The sequence below is a fragment of the Mycolicibacterium pulveris genome, assembly GCF_010725725.1.
Lineage (GTDB): Bacteria > Actinomycetota > Actinomycetes > Mycobacteriales > Mycobacteriaceae > Mycobacterium > Mycobacterium pulveris.
The window spans coordinates 165,200-180,294 of record NZ_AP022599.1 but is presented as its reverse complement, the minus strand read 5'-3'; the positions used below and the strand labels follow the sequence as shown (position 1 = coordinate 180,294).

Sequence of the window (15,095 nt, the reverse complement as noted above, 5' to 3'; positions counted from 1 at the left end):
TCGGGCGCCTCCTTGGGCGAGCGTGCGTGTCTGCGGCCGACACGCCGCATTCTTTCGCGAGTTCACGCACGCTCGCCGCGGATGCGGATCAGGAGATCCGGGCGATCGCCGCCCAGCCGAACTCTGTCGTCTTCACCGAGACGTCACCGAATCCGGCCGCCGCCAACCGATCCGGCAGTGTCGCCGGATCCACCGGGTTGTACGTGTCGCCCTCGTGCGCGGCGGCCAACTCGTCGCTGCCGAGGCTGTCACTGGCCACCAGCGCCGCCCCGGGCCGCAGCACACGCGCGACCTCGGCGAACACCCGGTCCTGCAGCTCGGTGGTGGGCACATGATGAAGCATCGTGAAACACGCTGCGCCGGTGAAGGTCTGGTCGGCGAAGGCCAACCGCGTCGCGTCCCCGTTGATGATCTTCACCGACGGGGTGTCGGCGAAGCGCTCGGTGAGCATCGCGGCGAGCTCGTCGTCGATCTCCACCGACGTCACCCGGGCGGCGACCTCGCCGAGGACGTCGGTGGTGGCGCCGTATCCGGGGCCGACCTCGAGCACGTTGTCACCGAGGTCGGTTTCGCCGAGCGCCCACGGCAGGATCACCTCACGGATCAGCTGTCGCCATTCGTCGCTGCCGCAGTACTCGTGCAGTTCGTTCACGATCGCAGCCTACGAGCGTGCGTGAAATCGCGAAAGAACTCGGCGTGTCGCCCTCTGACACGCACGCTCGCCAAAAAAGGGGGAAACATCAGCGGACTTGGGAGCGGCCTCGCTGCAACACCGCGTCACGGTTGGCGGCGATGTCGTCGCCGCTGGCCGTGCGCATCCACTCCCGCGCCGAGGCCGCCTCGATCCACAACCCCTCGTTGGTCTGCGCCTCGTCGATGCGGTGATACGACGCCAGCAGCGCCCGCACCGCCCGCTGGTTGTTGCCGACGATCGACGCCGCGACCCGGCGCGCGGTCGGCAGCAATTCGTCGTGCGGGACCACCTCGGTGACCAGCCCCGCCCGCAGCGCATCGGCGGCCGAGAGGTAGTCACCGGTCAGGCTCATCCGCCGGGCCAGCCCGACACCGACCTTCTGCGGCAGCCGCACCGACAGCCCCCAGGTCGGCAGCAGCCCGACGCGGGCGTGGGTGTCGGCGAACCGGGCCTGCTCGGAGGCGATCAGGATGTCGCAGTACAACGCGATCTCCAGGCCGCCGGTCACCGCGGCACCGTTGATCGCGCCGATCACCGGCTTGGTCATCGGCGGCCACTTCGGCGAGATATCGGGGAGGTCCGCGGTCTCACCTAATTCCTTGAGGTCGAGCCCGGCGCAGAACACCGGATCGGCGCCGGTGACGATCACCACGTCGACGTCGTCGTCGGCCTCGGCGTCCCCCAGCGCGCGGAAGAAGCGTTTGCGCAGCTCAGCCGACAACGCGTTGCGGGACTGCGGCCGGTTGAGCGTCAAGGTGCGCACGCGCTCCACGGTGTCGATGAGCAAGATGTCCGGTGTTTCTGAGCTGACCATGGGCCTGAACATATCGTGGAGGCATGTGCCGAAACATCACCGAGCTGCGTGGTCTGGAGCCGGCCGCGACCGACGAGGAGATCGAGGCGGCCGCGCGCCAGTACATCCGCAAGGTCAGCGGCATCACCCGGCCCACGGCGGCCAACGCCGACGCCTTCGAGGCCGCCGTCGCCGAGGTCGCCGCCACCACCACGCGGCTGTTGGCGGGCCTGCCGCCGCGGCGGCAGCCGCCCAAGACCGTGCCGCCGCTGCGCAGGCCCGAGGTGCGCGCGCGCCTGGCCGCCGCCAAGGGACCGTGAGCCAGCCCGCGCTCAAGGAGTGGAGCGCGGCGGTGCACGCGCTGCTCGACGGCAGGCAGACCGTGCTGCTGCGCAAGGGCGGCATCCACGAAAAGCGGTTCGCGGTGACGGCGTCGCGGTTCCTGCTGTTCCCGACCGTCGCGCACAGCCACGCCGAACGGGTGCGGCCCGAGCATCGCGAGCTGCTCGACGTCGCGTCCGCCGACAGCACCGAGGACTCGGTGGTGATCCGCGCCGGGGCCAGCGTCGTCGCCGCCGTCGAAGTCAACCGGCCCGATGCACTCAAAGACATTGCACCCCTTCATATCTGGACCGATGAGTCGGTGCGCAGCGACCGGCTCGACTTTCGGCCCAAACACCGGCTCGCCGTGCTGGTGGTGCAAGCCAGCCCGTTGGCCGAGCCGCTGCGGCTGGCGCGCACGGCCGACTACGCCGGTTGCACCAGCTGGGTGTCGCTGCCGGTCGCGCCGAGCTGGGCCGATCCGGTGCACGACGACGCGACGCTGGCCGAGGTGGCCGAGTGGGTGCGGCGCTCAGTCGCCTGACGGCGGACGCGGGCCGGCGGGCAGCACCAGCCGCGACGCGCCGTCGCCGAGGTGCACCGTGTGGGTGGCGGGTACCAGGCGTCGGCTCGACAGGACCGGTTCGTCGGTGCCCAGGTTGCGCACGAAGCGCGGATGCGAGCCGCCCGCGACCAGCACCCGGATGCGTGAGCCGGCGCGGAACCGGTGTGCGACCGCGTCGAGTTCGATGCGCACCGTCGCGGAATCCGGTGCGCCCCTGAGGTATCCGTCGCTGACGTTTCGTGATGTGCCCTTGGCGTCGACCTCGCTGATCCGGACGAACAGATCGTTGTGCGGGTTGTCGCAGCTGTGCGCGAGCTCGACGACCGGCGTGCCGACGACGTAGAGGTCGGCGGGCAGCCGGTCCCCGGTGAAGCTGACCACGTCGGGGCGCCGCGCCAGGCTGTCGTCCCGGCGATACCCGCCCTGGGGCGCGAGCAGCCGGCCGCCGACGGTGGGCGTCGGGTCGGCCGAATCGTAGGTGAACGTCGACGGCGGCGCCGTCTCCGGCGGCACCGTGTCACCGAGGCGGCCACCGGGCTGCAGATACCGCACCACCTCGGGCCTGGCCGGCGGCCACTGCGGCAAATCGATCCAGCCCCCGCCGTTGACGTGGACGCGCACCGGTTGCGGCCGGGCGCTGCGCCGCCCGGAGAGGTGGCTGCCCAGCCAGTCCAGCGATTCGCGGAGGACGATCGGGGCGGCCTTGGTCGTCAGGTGCGTGTGCGTCCACGATCCGACGGTCAGCCCGACCTCGACGTCGCGCTCATGCAGGCGCTGATACTGCGTCAGCGTCTGCTCGAGGAACAGGTCCTGCCAGCCGCTGATGAGCAGCACCGGAATCTCGGCGCGGTCCAATGCCTGTTGCAGCCGCATCGCCGACCAGTACGGGTCGCCCGGTTCGGGGTGCGCCAGCCAGTCTTCGAACCACGGCGCGCCGGTGCCGAGCAGTTTGCGGGCCGATTCGCCGAGCGGCAGTCCGGTGGTCGCGCGTGCCAGGGCGCGACGGGCGTTGAGCTGCCTGATGAGCAGCCGGACGCGACGCGGATCCTCCTGGCGCGCGACCAGGTCACTCCAGCCCAGAAAGTCGTTGAGGCCGAACGAACCCGGGCCCCAGCGCGGCCCGCTGGTGTCGTGCGGGCCGACGGTGATGACGGCGGCCTTCATCTCCGGTGGCGGGTCGACCAACAGCGCCCACTGGGTGAAGCCCAGATACGACAGTCCGATGGTGCCGAACGTGCCGGTGAACCAGGGCTGTTCACGCAGCCACGCCACGGTGTCGGCGCCGTCGGCGATCTCGTGCGACATCGGCATGAACTCACCGCCGGAGCCGTAGGTGCCGCGCACGCTCTGGAACAGCACGTGATAGCCGCGCGAGGCGTACGCGCCCGCGTACAGCGTCGAGAACGGGAAGCCCCGACCGTATGGACATCTGATCAGCAAGGTGCCGGCCGGGTCCGGCGTCGCGGGCGCATAGTGGTCGGCCATCAGCTCCACCCCGTCGCGCATCGGCACGCGCACGCGGCTCACCGTGAAATCCGTGGTGTGCGGTGGCAGGCGCAGCAGGCGTGCCGCCGTGCGCCCGGCCAGCCGCCTGGCCTTCGAGCGGGGTTTGGCGGTTGCCGGCGAGGAAACTTCGGTCACTCCACCGAGGCTATACAGGCGGCGCCGCCGTCACGCCGGATCGCCTGCACCACCTGGGCCATCAGCCACTCGATCGCGCGGGTGGCGTCTTCACCGCGCAGGCCCCACCCGCCGACGAGCCGTTCATAGGACGCCGGGCTCCACAGCACATCAAGCAACCCGGCCATCGTGTGTCGTTGCGCCTCCGGCAGGTCGGGGGCCGCCGCCGACACCGCGCGCAGCAGGGCGTCGCGGCGGCGCTCATCGGAGCCGGCGAACGCCGAATCGCGTGGGGTCGGAACCGATTCCCGCACCGAGAACCGCTGCAGCGACGCGAAGACGCGCCCGGTCACCTCGCCGAGGCTCTCGAGGGTCACGTCCTCGTAGCGCACGCCCGCCTCGGCCTCGAGTCGCGCCATCACCGCGTCGTGCAGATGCCGTTCGGTGGGGAAGTGCCGGTACACCGTGCGCTCGCCCACGCCGGCGCGCTCGGCGACCGCGCGAAACGTCAGCCCGCGCCAATCCCAGCTCTCGAACTCGTGCACCAGCTCGCTGCCCGCGGCGACGATGCGCTCGCGGGTCTGGGCGGCCTTCTGCGCGCGGGCGCGGTTGTCGTAGGAGCGGCGCGGCGCCATTGACGAATCGGCCATAATAGCGGCAGTATACTGTCACGAATTGCGCGGGAGGTGCATCGTGGCATCAGCCAAGGAGTTGATGGCAGCAGCCGTCAGCCGCACCGGGTGCGACGACTTCGGCGACGACGCGTTCCGCGAAGGGCTGGAGATCCTCACCCGGGCGCTGCGGGACGAAGCCCGGCTGAACGCGCGCGGCGAACGGTTCATCTACCAACGCATCGGGCTGCACCTGGGTCAGCGGCTGCAGGTGGAGGACTGGTACCGGCGTCACCCCGAGATCGCCGACGAGCAGATCGTCGCGCCGCTGTTCGGGCTCGGGCTGCCGCGCACCGGTTCCACCGCGCTGTCATTCCTGCTCGCCCAGGACCCGAATGTGCGGTATCTGCGCAGCTGGGAATCCGCGCAGCCGTGCCCGCCGCCGTCGACCGTCACCGGTGCCGACCCGCGCATCCCGCCGGAGCAGCGCACGCCGATCGCCGGCAGTCGCCGTCACGTGCCCAACGACATCCGCGGCCCGATGGAGTGCCTGGAGTTGATGGCGCTCGACTTCAAATCGCAGATCTTTCAGGCCTACGCCCAAATACCGTCGTATTCCGAATGGCTGGTCGACCAAGCCGATTTCACGTCCACCTACCGCTATGAGCTGCGGGTGCTCAAGCTGCTGCAGTGGGGCGAAGAGACCCGGCGGTGGCGGCTGAAATCGCCTGCGCACGTGCTCTCGCTGCCCTACCTGGACCAGGCGTTTCCCGACGCCCGGTTCGTGATGACCCACCGCGACCCCGCCGACGTGATGCTGTCGGTGGCCGACGTGTACGCCGACATCGTCGGCGGGTTCACCGACCACGTCGACACCCGTTACCTCGGCGGGCTCAATGTCGCGCAGTGGTCGACGGGCATGCAGCGGGTGATGGCGTTTCGTGCCGGCGGTGCCGAAAACCGCTTCTACGACATCGACTTTCGCGCCATGCAGGCCGACCCCGTCGGCGAAGTGACCCGGCTGTACGGGTGGCTCGGCGAACCGGTCACCGCGGAGTTCACCGCACGGATGCGGTCGTGGTGGGTCGAGAACGCCGAGAACCGGGAGCCTCACCCGAAGGCGGACCCCGAGGTGTTCGGGTTGGACGCCAACGCGATTCGGCCGCTGTTCGCCGACTACGTCAACACCTACGTGCCCGCAGAGAGGAAACGCGCATGAGCAATGGCAGAGGGGGCGATCTGACCGGCGGCATCGACCAGGCCCGTGAGTTCGTGTTCGCCACCCGCCCGGACAACCCCGAGATGCGGGATTCGGTGAGCTTCTGGGTGTTTGACGACGGCGGGCAGGTCGGGCTGCCCCGCATCGGCATCGAAGCGGTCGCGTCGAGCTGGGAGGCCCACAGCGTGCAGGTCAACGTCGCGTTCGCCGACGGCACGGTGTACCGGTTGCGCGACGACGCGCCGAGTAGGCCGGTTCAGGGCACGACGGGAAAGCCGACGGTGCTGGGCGCCGGTCCGCTGGCTTTCGAATGCGTTTCCCCGTTCGACGTGTGGACCATGACGTTTGACGGGCAGGCCGTGCAGACGTCGTCGGCCGACCTGGCCGCGGGACGCAAAGACGGCCCGCTCGTCGATCTTCGGTTCGAGGTGGAGGCGAAGATGGCGGTGCCACCGTGGGTCCAGGGCGCGATGCACGCCGCGGCCGAGGAGCAGCTGAAGACGACGGTCGTCGGTGACCTCATGGGCGGGGCGCGCTACGAACAGCTTTTCCGGGCGACGGGCGCGGTGTCCGCGGCCGGCCGCCATCATGCGATCTCCGGCAGCGGGTTGCGGATCCGGCGCCAGGGGGTGCGGCGGCTTGAGGGATTCTGGGGCCACTGTTGGCAGTCGGCGTTGTTCGGCAGCGGCCGGGCCTTCGGCTACATCGCGTATCCGCCCCGACCCGACGGCCAGCCCAACTACAACGAGGGCTACCTGTACCTCGGCGAAAAGGGCGGCCTCATTCCCGCGCGCGTCGTCGAGGCGCCGTGGCTGCGCCGATTGCAGGCCCGCGGCGAGGACGTCTCCGTCGTGCTGGAAACCGACCGCGGCACCGTGCGCATCCAGGGCGAAACCGTGGTCTCCACCCACGACATCACCGACCCCGGCGAGATCCCCGCCGAGCACCGCGCCAAGATGGCCGACTGGAGCTTTCCGGCGCTGCAGCAGGCGGGCGCGCGGTACCGCTGGGACGGCGAGGAGACGATCGGCATGCTGGAGCGTTCCAGCCCCACCGACCAGCTCGACGACCGCTAGAACACCTAACACCTAGAACACGTAGTGGGGCACCAATTCGTGGGCGCGCTGCAGGTTGGTCTGCATGCAGTCCGGGTCGGGATCGGAATAGATCGGCGAGTAGAACAGCGACTGCTGCAGGACGCCGTAGCTGGTGTCGAACGCGATCATGCAGGTGATCCACCAGCGGTTGTTCCAGTCGGTGGGCTTCATGATCCACCACTGCGCGGCGCGTCGACCGTCGATGTCCATCTCGACCGCGTCCGGCGGCAGCGTCTCCTCGTAGCTGCGCCAGACGATCGCCTCCACGGCCATCTGATAGTTGCCGGCGTCGTACTTGCAGCGCAGCTGATCCTCCGGCACCGGTGGGGTGAACGCCAGACCCAGGCCCTGCACCACCTCGAGCGGGATCTCGGTGCACGGATTGAACGGCGACGGGTCGACCGTTTCGACGACCGGCCACTTGATCGTGGTGGTGACGTTCGTCATCGGCAGATCCACCGCGCGCACCTGGGTCGGCCGGCCGGACGGATTGGTCTGCCACACCACGATCACCGCCGCGACCAGCGCACATGCCGCCGCGGCAAGGCGCAGTTTGGCGACCATCACACCTCCTGCTCGTTGCGGCGGCCACGCCGCCGGCGGTTGTCCGACCCTGCCGGGAGTGTAGCGGTGCCCCCGGCGGTCCCGACGGGCAAATAAGAACATGTTCTAGTTGCCGGGCGGGCGTGGCACCCGCGGGCGAACGCTGTCCGCGACCGCGCAAGTAGGCTGGTCAGCTGTGACCCGCGATGGCCGACGACCCACCCTCTGGGCGATCAGCGACCTTCACACCGGTCACACGGGCAACAAACCGGTGACCGAGGCGCTGCACCCGGCGACCCCCGACGACTGGCTGATCGTCGCGGGCGACGTCGCTGAGCGCACCGACGAGATCCGGTGGGCACTGGATCTGCTGCGTAAGCGCTTCGCCAAGGTCATCTGGATCCCGGGCAACCACGAGCTGTGGACCACCAACCGGGACCCGATGCAGATCTTCGGCAAGGCCCGCTACGACTACCTCGTCAACATGTGCGACGAGATGGGCATCGTCACTCCCGAGCACCCGTATCCGGTGTGGACCGAGGAGGGCGGCCCGGCCACCATCGTGCCGATGTTTTTGCTGTACGACTACACGTTCCTGCCGGCCGGCGCCGCCACCAAGGCCGAAGGCCTGGCGCTCGCGCGCGAACGTAACGTGGTCGGCACCGACGAGTTCCTGTTGTCGGCCGAGCCGTACGCCACCCGCGACGCGTGGTGCCGCGAGCGGGTGGCCCACACCCGCAAGCGGCTCGAGGACCTCGACTGGATGACGCCGACGGTGCTGGTCAACCATTTCCCGTTGGTTCGGGAGCCGTGCGAGGCGATGTTCTATCCCGAGTTCTCGCTGTGGTGCGGCACCACCGCCACCGCGGACTGGCACACCCGCTACAACGCGGTCTGCTCGGTGTACGGGCACCTGCACATTCCGCGCACCACCTGGTATGACGGGGTGCGGTTCGAGGAGGTGTCGGTCGGCTACCCGCGGGAGTGGCGGCGCCGCAAGCCGTATCGCTGGCTGCGGCAGATCCTGCCCGACCCCGCGTATCCGCCCGGCTACCTCAACGAGTTCGGCGGCCATTTCCAGATCACCCAGGAGATGCGGGACAACGCCGCCAAGGTCAGCCAGCGCATCAGGGCGAGACAGTCATGACGACCACGGCCACCTTGCTGTCGGGTGTGCTGCCCGCGGCCATCCCCGAGCTCGCCGCCGCCGAACGCTACGACGACCCGGCCGAGATCACGCCGCTGCCCGAAGAGGAGCCGCTGATCGCGAGATCGGTGGCCAAGCGGCGCAACGAGTTCGTCACCGTGCGCTACTGCGCCCGCCAGGCGCTGAGCCAGCTCGGCGTCGGTCCGGTCCCGATCCTCAAGGGGGAGAAGGGCGAACCGCGCTGGCCGGACGGCGTGGTCGGCAGCCTGACCCACTGCGAGGGGTTCCGCGGCGCGGCCGTCGCCAAACAGGGCGCGGTGCGCTCGGTGGGCATCGACGCCGAGCCGCACGGGGTGCTGCCCGACGGCGTGCTCGACGCGATCAGCCTGCCTGCCGAGCGAGCCGAACTGGCCGAACTGCCCGCCGGACTGCACTGGGACCGAATCCTGTTCTGCGCCAAGGAGGCGACCTACAAGGCATGGTTTCCGGTGACCCGCCGCTGGCTGGGCTTCGAAGATGCGCACATCGTGTTCTACGTCGACGACAGCGGCAGCGCAGGCCGATTCATCTCGCGGATTCTCATCGACCCGGCCGCCGAGTCCGGCCCGCCGCTGGAGACGCTGTCGGGCCGCTGGTCGGTGCGCGACGGCCTGACGCTCACCGCCGTCGTCTTATGAGCCAGGCGGGTCTTGTCATCGTCGACAAGCCGGCGGGAATGACCAGCCACGACGTGGTCGGGCGCTGCCGGCGTATCTTCGGCACCCGCAAGGTCGGGCACGCGGGCACCCTCGATCCGATGGCGACCGGCGTGCTGGTCGTCGGCATCGAGCGCGCCACGAAGATCCTCGGCCTGCTGACGTCGGCCGACAAGTCGTATGGGGCCACGATCCGGCTGGGCCAGACCACGACCACCGAAGACGCCGAAGGCGAAGTGCTGCAAACGGTCTCGGCGGCCGACGTCAGCGACGCCCAGATCGAATCCGCGATCGCCGCGCTGCGCGGCGAGATCGACCAGATCCCGTCGGCGGTCAGCGCGGTCAAGGTCGGCGGTCAGCGCGCCTACAAGCTCGCCCGCGAGGGGCGGCCGGTCGAGTTGGCTCCGCGCCGCGTCAGGATCGACCGGTTCGACATGCTCGAAATCCGCCGCCAAGACGGGCTCGTCGACATCGACGTGGAAGTGGACTGCTCCAGCGGCACCTACATCCGGGCGCTGGCCCGCGACGTCGGCGCCACACTGGGCGTCGGCGGCCACCTCACCGCGCTGCGCCGCACCCGGGTCGGAAACTTCGGGTTGGACGAGGCGCTCGACCTCGACGCCCTCGCCGATGAGCCGCGGCTGTCGTACTCGCTCGACGAAGCCTGCCTGCTGTCGTTTCCGCGCCGTGACCTGACGGCCGAGGAGGCCGAATCCGCCAGCCACGGCCGGGCGTTGGCCCCCGCAGGCATCGAGGGCATCTACGCCGCCACCGCCCCCGACGGACACGTCATCGCGTTGCTGCAGGACCGGTCGGCGCGCACGAAATCCGTCGTCGTGCTGCGCCCGGCGACGCTCTAACCCACGGTGCTTCGGGATTCGCGGGCGAAACACGCGGTCGCGGGCGCATACTGACGCCCGCGTCCACAGACGGGAGCCGACATGGCCTCTCCATACAAGCTGCTTCAAGTCGCGCTCGGCGTGTTCGGCGTGCTGGCCATAGGGCTGTATCCGCTGGCCGCACTGTGGCCGTCGGGATGGGCGTGGCATTCCGGTTCGCCCCACCACTCCGACTACTTCATGATGATCGTCGGGCTCTACGCGACGCTCGGTGTCTTCGCGTTGTGGGCGGCGCGAAACCCACGCGCGCACGTCAGCCTGATCTGGTTCGTGGTGTGGTCCAGTGCCGTCCACGCGGTGATCATGGCCGTGCAATCGGTGCGCAGCGAGCATCACATGGGCCATCTGGTGGGCGATGTGCCCGCGCTGATGTTGGGTGCGATCGTGCTGGCGGTGCTCGTGCGGGCCTCCGGTCTCAGAGTCGGCGACGACCGGGCCCGGCACTTCGGTGCCGCTACGGACTCGGCTCGGCCGTGAGCTGCTGATCCAGCCAACTCTGCAGCTGGGCCAGCGGCACGGCACCGGTGAGCCGGGCGATTTCGCGGCCGTCGCGGTGAAGGATCAGCAGCGGAATGCCCTGAATGCCGAAGCGGGAGGCCACTGTCGGCGCCTCGTCGACGTTGAGCTTGACCACTTTGAGGCGGCCGGCGCGCTGGCGGGCGAGTTGTTCGAGGGCGGGCGCCACGGCGCGGCACGGGCCGCACCAGGGCGCCCAGAAGTCCACCAGCACCGGCACCGACGACTGCAGTTCGGTATCGAAGGTCGCGGCGCCGGCCTCGACGAGCCACGGCAACGGCTTTCGGCAGTTGCCGCAGCGAGGGGTTCCGCGTGGCGTCGGGCGCACGCGGTTGCCCTTGCCGCACTCGGGGCAGGTGATGACCGAAACCGCCTGTGCCGTGGGGTCGCTCATCGTCGCCCGCCTCGCCTCAACGACCACTGCAGCTCTCCGATGCTCGGCTGGACCAGCAGCCGGCCGCCGACGTCGACCACGGGGTTGACCACCCGGCCCCCGGTCATCCACGCCAGCTGCGAGTGGACCTCCGGGTGCTGGTCGAGATCGACGTAGCGGTAGGGGATCGCGCTGCGGTCGAGGTAGCGGCGCACCATCTGTGTCAGCGCACACCAGCGTCGGCCGTAGACGACGACGGGCCGCACCGACGGTGCCGCCATGCGACCGCGCGGAGAAACCGTGGAAAGCGTTGTCATTGCCTCATACCTCCTTTCACGCTGTCAGCCGCTCGGGGCGGTCAGCGCGCGCGGCATCGACCGCGCCCAGTAATTCATAGATGTCGGGGACGTGGTGCAGGTATGGCGAGATGTGGCGGTAGGAGATCCGCCCCTGCGGGTCGATCACGTAGATCGCGCGCTCGCTGAAGCCGTCGCCGTCACGCCACACCCGGTAGCGGAGCGCCACCTCACCCTTGGGGTGAAAGTCCGACAGCAGCGGGATCGACAACCCGCGGGTGGCGGCCCACGCGCCATGGCTGTAGACACTGTCCACCGAGATGCCGAGTACCTGCGCATTCCTGGCCTCGAACTCGTCGATCTCCTGCTGGTAGAGGTCGAGCTGCTGGCTGCAACCCGGGCTCCAGTCCAGCGGGTAGAACACCAGCACGACGGGCCGGCCACGGTAGTCGCTGAGCCGAACCATGTCGCCGGAGGAGTCCGGCAACGCGAAATCGGGCGCCTGGCTGCCGACGGGCAGCGGCTGGTTGACGGCCGCACCCTCCATCGGAGGCGCGTCCTGCCACAGGTCTGCGATGTCCCGGGTCGTCAGCGTGGTGCCCGTTCCGGCGGCCGACGCGCGGTCACGCTCGATGCTGCGCCACATCTCCATGACGATGCCGTGCAGAACCGATAACGCCTTCTTGTGCGCACCCTCGGGTATCTCGGACGCCAACTGCGCGAACTCATGCTCGAGTTCGCCCAACGCTGGAGGAAAACCGTTGCTATGCAAGCTCATCACTCCCTCGCAATGGCAAATACTCGAAGGTTCTCAAAGTTCTTGTGGCGGTTGGTACTCGAAAAATGGCGTGCACCAACCCACTAACCATCGACGAAATTCGGCCTGCGAATATTCCCGGCCAGACCTATCTGACCCGAGAGAGCCTGCGGTACTTGGAATTACAGGGTGTGCGCGGGGCGTTTCATTTCATGAAACTCGAAGGCTTTGTTACGGAAGGGGGTTGAAGTGCGCCGCGCCACGAACTGGCTGAAGACCGCCGCTCTGCTCGGTTTGCTGACCGCGATGATTCTGCTGGTCGGTCAGTGGTTGGGCGGCAGCGCCGGGCTGGTCATCGCCGGCATCGTTTCGGTTGCGTTCAACGCGGTGATCTACTTCTACAGCGACCGGATCGCGTTGCGGGCGATGCGGGCCCGGCCGTTGAGCCGTACCGAGGCGCCCCGGTTGTATGCCATGGTCGGCGATCTCGCCGATCAGGCGGGTCAGCCGATGCCGCGGCTGTTCTCCACGCACCCGCCGGTGCAGCGGCGCATCGCCCGGCTCGAATCGCTGGCACGCGATGGCCGACCCGCGCGCAGCGCGTGGATCGGCTAACCGATCACCCAGATCGCCTCGGCGGCAGGGCTGCCCAGATCCACTGTGGTGCCCGGATCGTTCTCACCGGCGTCGGCCGACTTGACGGCCACCGAGATCATTCCCGCGAAATCGCGGCGGGCCAGCACCTGCAATCGCGAGTCCAGGCTGATGCCGACGCTGTCGAAGTAGCGCAGCATCTCCGGGTCCGCGTCCGAGATCCGGGCCACGGTGCCGGTGTCGCCGTCGTCGCAGACCGACAACTGGCGCGCCGGCGGGGTCGGCACCCGCCCGTCGCGGGCGGGGATCGGGTCGCCGTGCGGATCGCGGGTCGGATAGCCGAGCTTGGCGTCGATGCGGTCGAGCATCCGGTCGGAAACCGCGTGCTCGAGCACCTCGGCCTCGTCGTGCACCTCGTCCCAGCTGTAACCGAGTTCACGCACCAGGAAGGTTTCCATCAGCCGGTGCCGGCGCACCATCGCCAGCGCGGCCGCCCGCCCGGCCTCGGTCAGCGTCACCTCGCCGTACTTCTCGTGGTTGACCAGCCCCTGGTCGGCCAGTTTGCGAATGGACTCCGACGCGGTACTGGCCGACACGCCGATCCGCTCGGCCAACAGCTTGGTGCTGACCTTTTCCAGCGACCACTCCTGGACGGTCCAGATGACTTTCAAGTAGTCCTGGGCAACCGTCGTCAGGTCACGCGCATCGCCGGCCACACTCACAAGTACAAAGTTTAGGCAATCATCACCTCATCTGGGGATCTCGCGCAGCCGGGCGGCACGGCGCGCCGTTAGGCTTGCGACTGTGCAGCGTTGGCGCGGACAGGAGGACATCCCCACCGACTGGGGCCGATGCGTCATCACGATCGGCGTGTTCGACGGTGTGCATCGCGGCCACCAGGAGTTGATCAAGCACGCGGTCAAGGCCGGTCGGGAACGCGGCGTGCCGACCGTGGTGATGACGTTCGATCCCCACCCGATGGAGGTCGTGTTCCCGGGCAGCCATCCCGCCCAGCTGACCACGCTGACCCGGCGCGCCGAACTGGTCGAGGAATTCGGCGTCGACGTGTTTCTGGTGATGCCGTTCACCGCCGACTTCATGAAGTTGACCCCGGAGCGCTACATCCACGAACTGCTGGTCGAACGCCTGCACGTGGTGGAGGTGGTGGTCGGGGAGAACTTCACGTTCGGCAAGAAGGCCGCGGGCAACGTCCAGCTGCTGCGCAAGGCCGGCGAGCGGTTCGGCTTCGCGGTCGAAAGCATGTCGCTGGTCACGGAGGTCACCGACCACAACCACGAGGAGGTCGTCACGTTCTCGTCGACCTACATCCGGTCGTGCGTGGACGCCGGTGACGTCGTCGCCGCCGCCGAAGCGCTGGGCCGCCCGCACCGCGTCGAAGGGGTGGTGGTCCGCGGCGACGGGCGCGGAAAGGTGCTCGGCTTTCCGACCGCCAACGTGGCGCCGCCGATGTACTCGGCCATCCCGGCCGACGGCGTCTACGCCGCGTGGTTCACCGTCCTGGGCCACGGGCCCATCGCCGGGTCGGTGATTCCGGGGGAGCGGTATCAGGCCGCGGTGTCGGTGGGCACCAACCCCACGTTCTCCGGGCGGACCCGCACGGTCGAGGCGTTCGTCCTCGACACCAACGCCGACCTGTACGGCCAACACGTCGCGCTGGACTTCGTCGCACGCATCCGCGGGCAGGAGAAGTTCGCCAATGTCGAGGACCTGATCGAAGCGATGGGCGCCGACACCGAGCGGGCCCGCTCGATCCTGGCGGCGCACTGAGTTCCCGTCGCGAGATGTACACCAGGGTCGTGATCCGGCGCTGATAGCAGCCCTTGTACGTTTCGCGAGCGATTTCGTCGCCGTACCCGCGCGCTGCTAAACTCCACAGCCGACCCGGCGTGTGCTGCAGTTCGCGGTGGCCACCCGGATGAGACCTGTCGCGGACCGATGGATATGGAGTTACTTCGTGGCGCTCACCGCCGAACAGAAAAAAGAGATTCTCAGCCAGTACGGCCTGCATGAGACCGACACCGGCTCCCCGGAAGCCCAGGTCGCGCTGCTGACCAAGCGGATCACCGACCTGACCGAGCACCTGAAGGTGCACAAGCACGACCACCACTCCCGGCGCGGGCTGCTGCTGCTGGTCGGCCGTCGGCGCCGGCTGCTGAAGTACGTCGCCCAGGTCGACGTGGAGCGGTATCGCTCGCTGATCGAGCGGCTGGGCCTGCGTCGCTGACGCCCACACTTCGCCGTACCTGCGGCAATGTAGGATGGATGAGTTCATACAAGCCATCCGGCTCGAACGTCTGGGTGCGGTTTTCGCAGTTCCGCGCAAACCGCTCCCGC

At 68.9% G+C, this 15,095-nt stretch carries 20 protein-coding genes; 11 read left to right on the top strand and 9 right to left on the bottom strand.

Annotated elements, in window-relative coordinates; all coding sequences use genetic code 11:
• Positions 1-88 precede the first annotated feature (88 nt).
• Positions 89-652, bottom strand: a complete 564-nt coding sequence (locus G6N28_RS01125; RefSeq protein ID WP_163896649.1) for a class I SAM-dependent methyltransferase — start codon at positions 650-652, stop codon at positions 89-91.
• 88 nt (positions 653-740) lie between these two features.
• Complete coding sequence (locus G6N28_RS01120) at positions 741-1,508, bottom strand: enoyl-CoA hydratase (protein WP_163896648.1); 768 nt, start codon at positions 1,506-1,508, stop codon at positions 741-743.
• Positions 1,509-1,531: 23 nt separating this feature from the next.
• Between G6N28_RS01120 and G6N28_RS01115 the strand changes: the two genes are divergently transcribed.
• Both G6N28_RS01115 and G6N28_RS01110 read left to right on the top strand, forming a co-directional pair.
• Complete coding sequence (locus tag G6N28_RS01115) at positions 1,532-1,807, top strand: DUF2277 domain-containing protein (protein WP_163896647.1); 276 nt, start codon at positions 1,532-1,534, stop codon at positions 1,805-1,807.
• Positions 1,804-2,352, top strand: coding sequence for a DUF1802 family protein (locus G6N28_RS01110; RefSeq protein ID WP_163896646.1), 549 nt, complete (start codon positions 1,804-1,806; stop codon positions 2,350-2,352). Before G6N28_RS01115 ends, G6N28_RS01110 begins: the two co-directional genes overlap by 4 nt.
• Here the strand turns inward: G6N28_RS01110 and G6N28_RS01105 are convergent.
• Entirely contained in the window at positions 2,341-4,014 is a 1,674-nt protein-coding gene (locus G6N28_RS01105) for a CocE/NonD family hydrolase (RefSeq protein WP_179961998.1), read from the bottom strand. The genes G6N28_RS01110 and G6N28_RS01105 overlap by 12 nt on opposite strands.
• Positions 4,011-4,643 (bottom strand): TetR/AcrR family transcriptional regulator, encoded by a 633-nt coding sequence (locus G6N28_RS01100; RefSeq protein ID WP_163896645.1) that lies wholly within the window; start codon positions 4,641-4,643, stop codon positions 4,011-4,013. The genes G6N28_RS01105 and G6N28_RS01100 overlap by 4 nt, the downstream gene beginning before the upstream one ends.
• A 43-nt stretch (positions 4,644-4,686) precedes the next feature.
• Between G6N28_RS01100 and G6N28_RS01095 the strand changes: the two genes are divergently transcribed.
• Positions 4,687-5,823, top strand: coding sequence for a sulfotransferase family protein (locus G6N28_RS01095; RefSeq protein WP_163896644.1), 1,137 nt, complete (start codon positions 4,687-4,689; stop codon positions 5,821-5,823).
• Positions 5,820-6,899 carry a DUF7064 domain-containing protein gene (locus G6N28_RS01090; RefSeq protein ID WP_163896643.1) on the top strand — a complete coding sequence of 360 codons (1,080 nt, stop codon included), beginning with the start codon at positions 5,820-5,822 and terminating at the stop codon, positions 6,897-6,899. The genes G6N28_RS01095 and G6N28_RS01090 overlap by 4 nt, the downstream gene beginning before the upstream one ends.
• A gap of 12 nt (positions 6,900-6,911) precedes the next feature.
• Here the strand turns inward: G6N28_RS01090 and G6N28_RS01085 are convergent, their stop codons facing one another.
• The gene (locus G6N28_RS01085) at positions 6,912-7,484 is read right to left on the bottom strand and encodes a DUF3558 domain-containing protein (RefSeq protein WP_163896642.1); all 573 of its coding nucleotides are present in this window, start codon (positions 7,482-7,484) and stop codon (positions 6,912-6,914) included.
• Between the two features lie 175 nt (positions 7,485-7,659).
• Between G6N28_RS01085 and G6N28_RS01080 the strand changes: the two genes are divergently transcribed.
• The 4 genes from G6N28_RS01080 to G6N28_RS01065 all read left to right on the top strand — a co-directional run bounded on the left by G6N28_RS01080 (position 7,660) and on the right by G6N28_RS01065 (position 10,681).
• On the top strand, positions 7,660-8,610 hold the full coding sequence (locus tag G6N28_RS01080; protein WP_163896641.1) for an ACP phosphodiesterase PptH: 951 nt from the start codon (positions 7,660-7,662) through the stop codon (positions 8,608-8,610).
• Positions 8,607-9,287, top strand: coding sequence for a 4'-phosphopantetheinyl transferase PptT (gene pptT, locus G6N28_RS01075; RefSeq protein WP_163896640.1), 681 nt, complete (start codon positions 8,607-8,609; stop codon positions 9,285-9,287). Before G6N28_RS01080 ends, pptT begins: the two co-directional genes overlap by 4 nt.
• Positions 9,284-10,165 carry a tRNA pseudouridine(55) synthase TruB gene (gene truB / locus G6N28_RS01070; protein WP_163896639.1) on the top strand — a complete coding sequence of 294 codons (882 nt, stop codon included), beginning with the start codon at positions 9,284-9,286 and terminating at the stop codon, positions 10,163-10,165. Before pptT ends, truB begins: the two co-directional genes overlap by 4 nt.
• 81 nt (positions 10,166-10,246) lie before the next feature.
• Complete coding sequence (locus G6N28_RS01065; protein ID WP_163896638.1) at positions 10,247-10,681, top strand: DUF6632 domain-containing protein; 435 nt, start codon at positions 10,247-10,249, stop codon at positions 10,679-10,681.
• Here G6N28_RS01065 and trxC read toward each other — a convergent pair.
• The 3 genes from trxC to G6N28_RS01050 are packed head-to-tail and all read right to left on the bottom strand — an operon-like array spanning position 10,659 to position 12,167.
• Complete coding sequence (trxC, locus tag G6N28_RS01060) at positions 10,659-11,114, bottom strand: thioredoxin TrxC (protein ID WP_163896637.1); 456 nt, start codon at positions 11,112-11,114, stop codon at positions 10,659-10,661. The two genes, G6N28_RS01065 and trxC, sit on opposite strands and share 23 nt — an antisense overlap.
• On the bottom strand, positions 11,111-11,410 hold the full coding sequence (locus G6N28_RS01055; RefSeq protein WP_197745775.1) for a glutaredoxin family protein: 300 nt from the start codon (positions 11,408-11,410) through the stop codon (positions 11,111-11,113). The genes trxC and G6N28_RS01055 overlap by 4 nt, the downstream gene beginning before the upstream one ends.
• A 16-nt stretch (positions 11,411-11,426) precedes the next feature.
• Entirely contained in the window at positions 11,427-12,167 is a 741-nt protein-coding gene (locus tag G6N28_RS01050; protein WP_163896636.1) for a peroxiredoxin, read from the bottom strand.
• Positions 12,168-12,395: 228 nt separating this feature from the next.
• On the opposite strand from G6N28_RS01050, the gene G6N28_RS01045 reads away from it, so the two are divergent.
• Complete coding sequence (locus G6N28_RS01045) at positions 12,396-12,761, top strand: M48 family metalloprotease (protein WP_197745774.1); 366 nt, start codon at positions 12,396-12,398, stop codon at positions 12,759-12,761.
• Here the strand turns inward: G6N28_RS01045 and mntR are convergent.
• Positions 12,758-13,462, bottom strand: a complete 705-nt coding sequence (gene mntR, locus G6N28_RS01040; RefSeq protein WP_163896635.1) for a manganese-binding transcriptional regulator MntR — start codon at positions 13,460-13,462, stop codon at positions 12,758-12,760. The genes G6N28_RS01045 and mntR overlap by 4 nt on opposite strands.
• 82 nt (positions 13,463-13,544) lie before the next feature.
• Here mntR and G6N28_RS01035 point away from each other — a divergent pair, with 82 nt between their 5' ends.
• Both G6N28_RS01035 and rpsO read left to right on the top strand, forming a co-directional pair.
• Positions 13,545-14,528 carry a bifunctional riboflavin kinase/FAD synthetase gene (locus tag G6N28_RS01035; RefSeq protein ID WP_163896634.1) on the top strand — a complete coding sequence of 328 codons (984 nt, stop codon included), beginning with the start codon at positions 13,545-13,547 and terminating at the stop codon, positions 14,526-14,528.
• Positions 14,529-14,715: 187 nt separating this feature from the next.
• Positions 14,716-14,985 (top strand): 30S ribosomal protein S15, encoded by a 270-nt coding sequence (gene rpsO / locus G6N28_RS01030; RefSeq protein ID WP_128107033.1) that lies wholly within the window; start codon positions 14,716-14,718, stop codon positions 14,983-14,985.
• Positions 14,986-15,095 lie beyond the last annotated feature (110 nt).

Bases quoted from the DNA above. Each gene is read 5' to 3' on its own strand.
- G6N28_RS01055 (WP_197745775.1), bottom strand. From the start codon at position 11,410: ATGACAACGCTTTCCACGGTTTCTCCGCGCGGTCGCATGGCGGCACCG.
- pptT (WP_163896640.1), top strand. From the start codon at position 8,607: ATGACGACCACGGCCACCTTGCTGTCGGGTGTGCTGCCCGCGGCCATC.
- G6N28_RS01115 (WP_163896647.1), top strand. From the start codon at position 1,532: ATGTGCCGAAACATCACCGAGCTGCGTGGTCTGGAGCCGGCCGCGACC.
- G6N28_RS01065 (WP_163896638.1), top strand. From the start codon at position 10,247: ATGGCCTCTCCATACAAGCTGCTTCAAGTCGCGCTCGGCGTGTTCGGC.
- G6N28_RS01120 (WP_163896648.1), bottom strand. From the start codon at position 1,508: ATGGTCAGCTCAGAAACACCGGACATCTTGCTCATCGACACCGTGGAG.
- trxC (WP_163896637.1), bottom strand. From the start codon at position 11,114: ATGAGCGACCCCACGGCACAGGCGGTTTCGGTCATCACCTGCCCCGAG.
- G6N28_RS01050 (WP_163896636.1), bottom strand. From the start codon at position 12,167: ATGAGCTTGCATAGCAACGGTTTTCCTCCAGCGTTGGGCGAACTCGAG.
- G6N28_RS01085 (WP_163896642.1), bottom strand. From the start codon at position 7,484: ATGGTCGCCAAACTGCGCCTTGCCGCGGCGGCATGTGCGCTGGTCGCG.
- G6N28_RS01100 (WP_163896645.1), bottom strand. From the start codon at position 4,643: ATGGCCGATTCGTCAATGGCGCCGCGCCGCTCCTACGACAACCGCGCC.
- G6N28_RS01090 (WP_163896643.1), top strand. From the start codon at position 5,820: ATGAGCAATGGCAGAGGGGGCGATCTGACCGGCGGCATCGACCAGGCC.
- truB (WP_163896639.1), top strand. From the start codon at position 9,284: ATGAGCCAGGCGGGTCTTGTCATCGTCGACAAGCCGGCGGGAATGACC.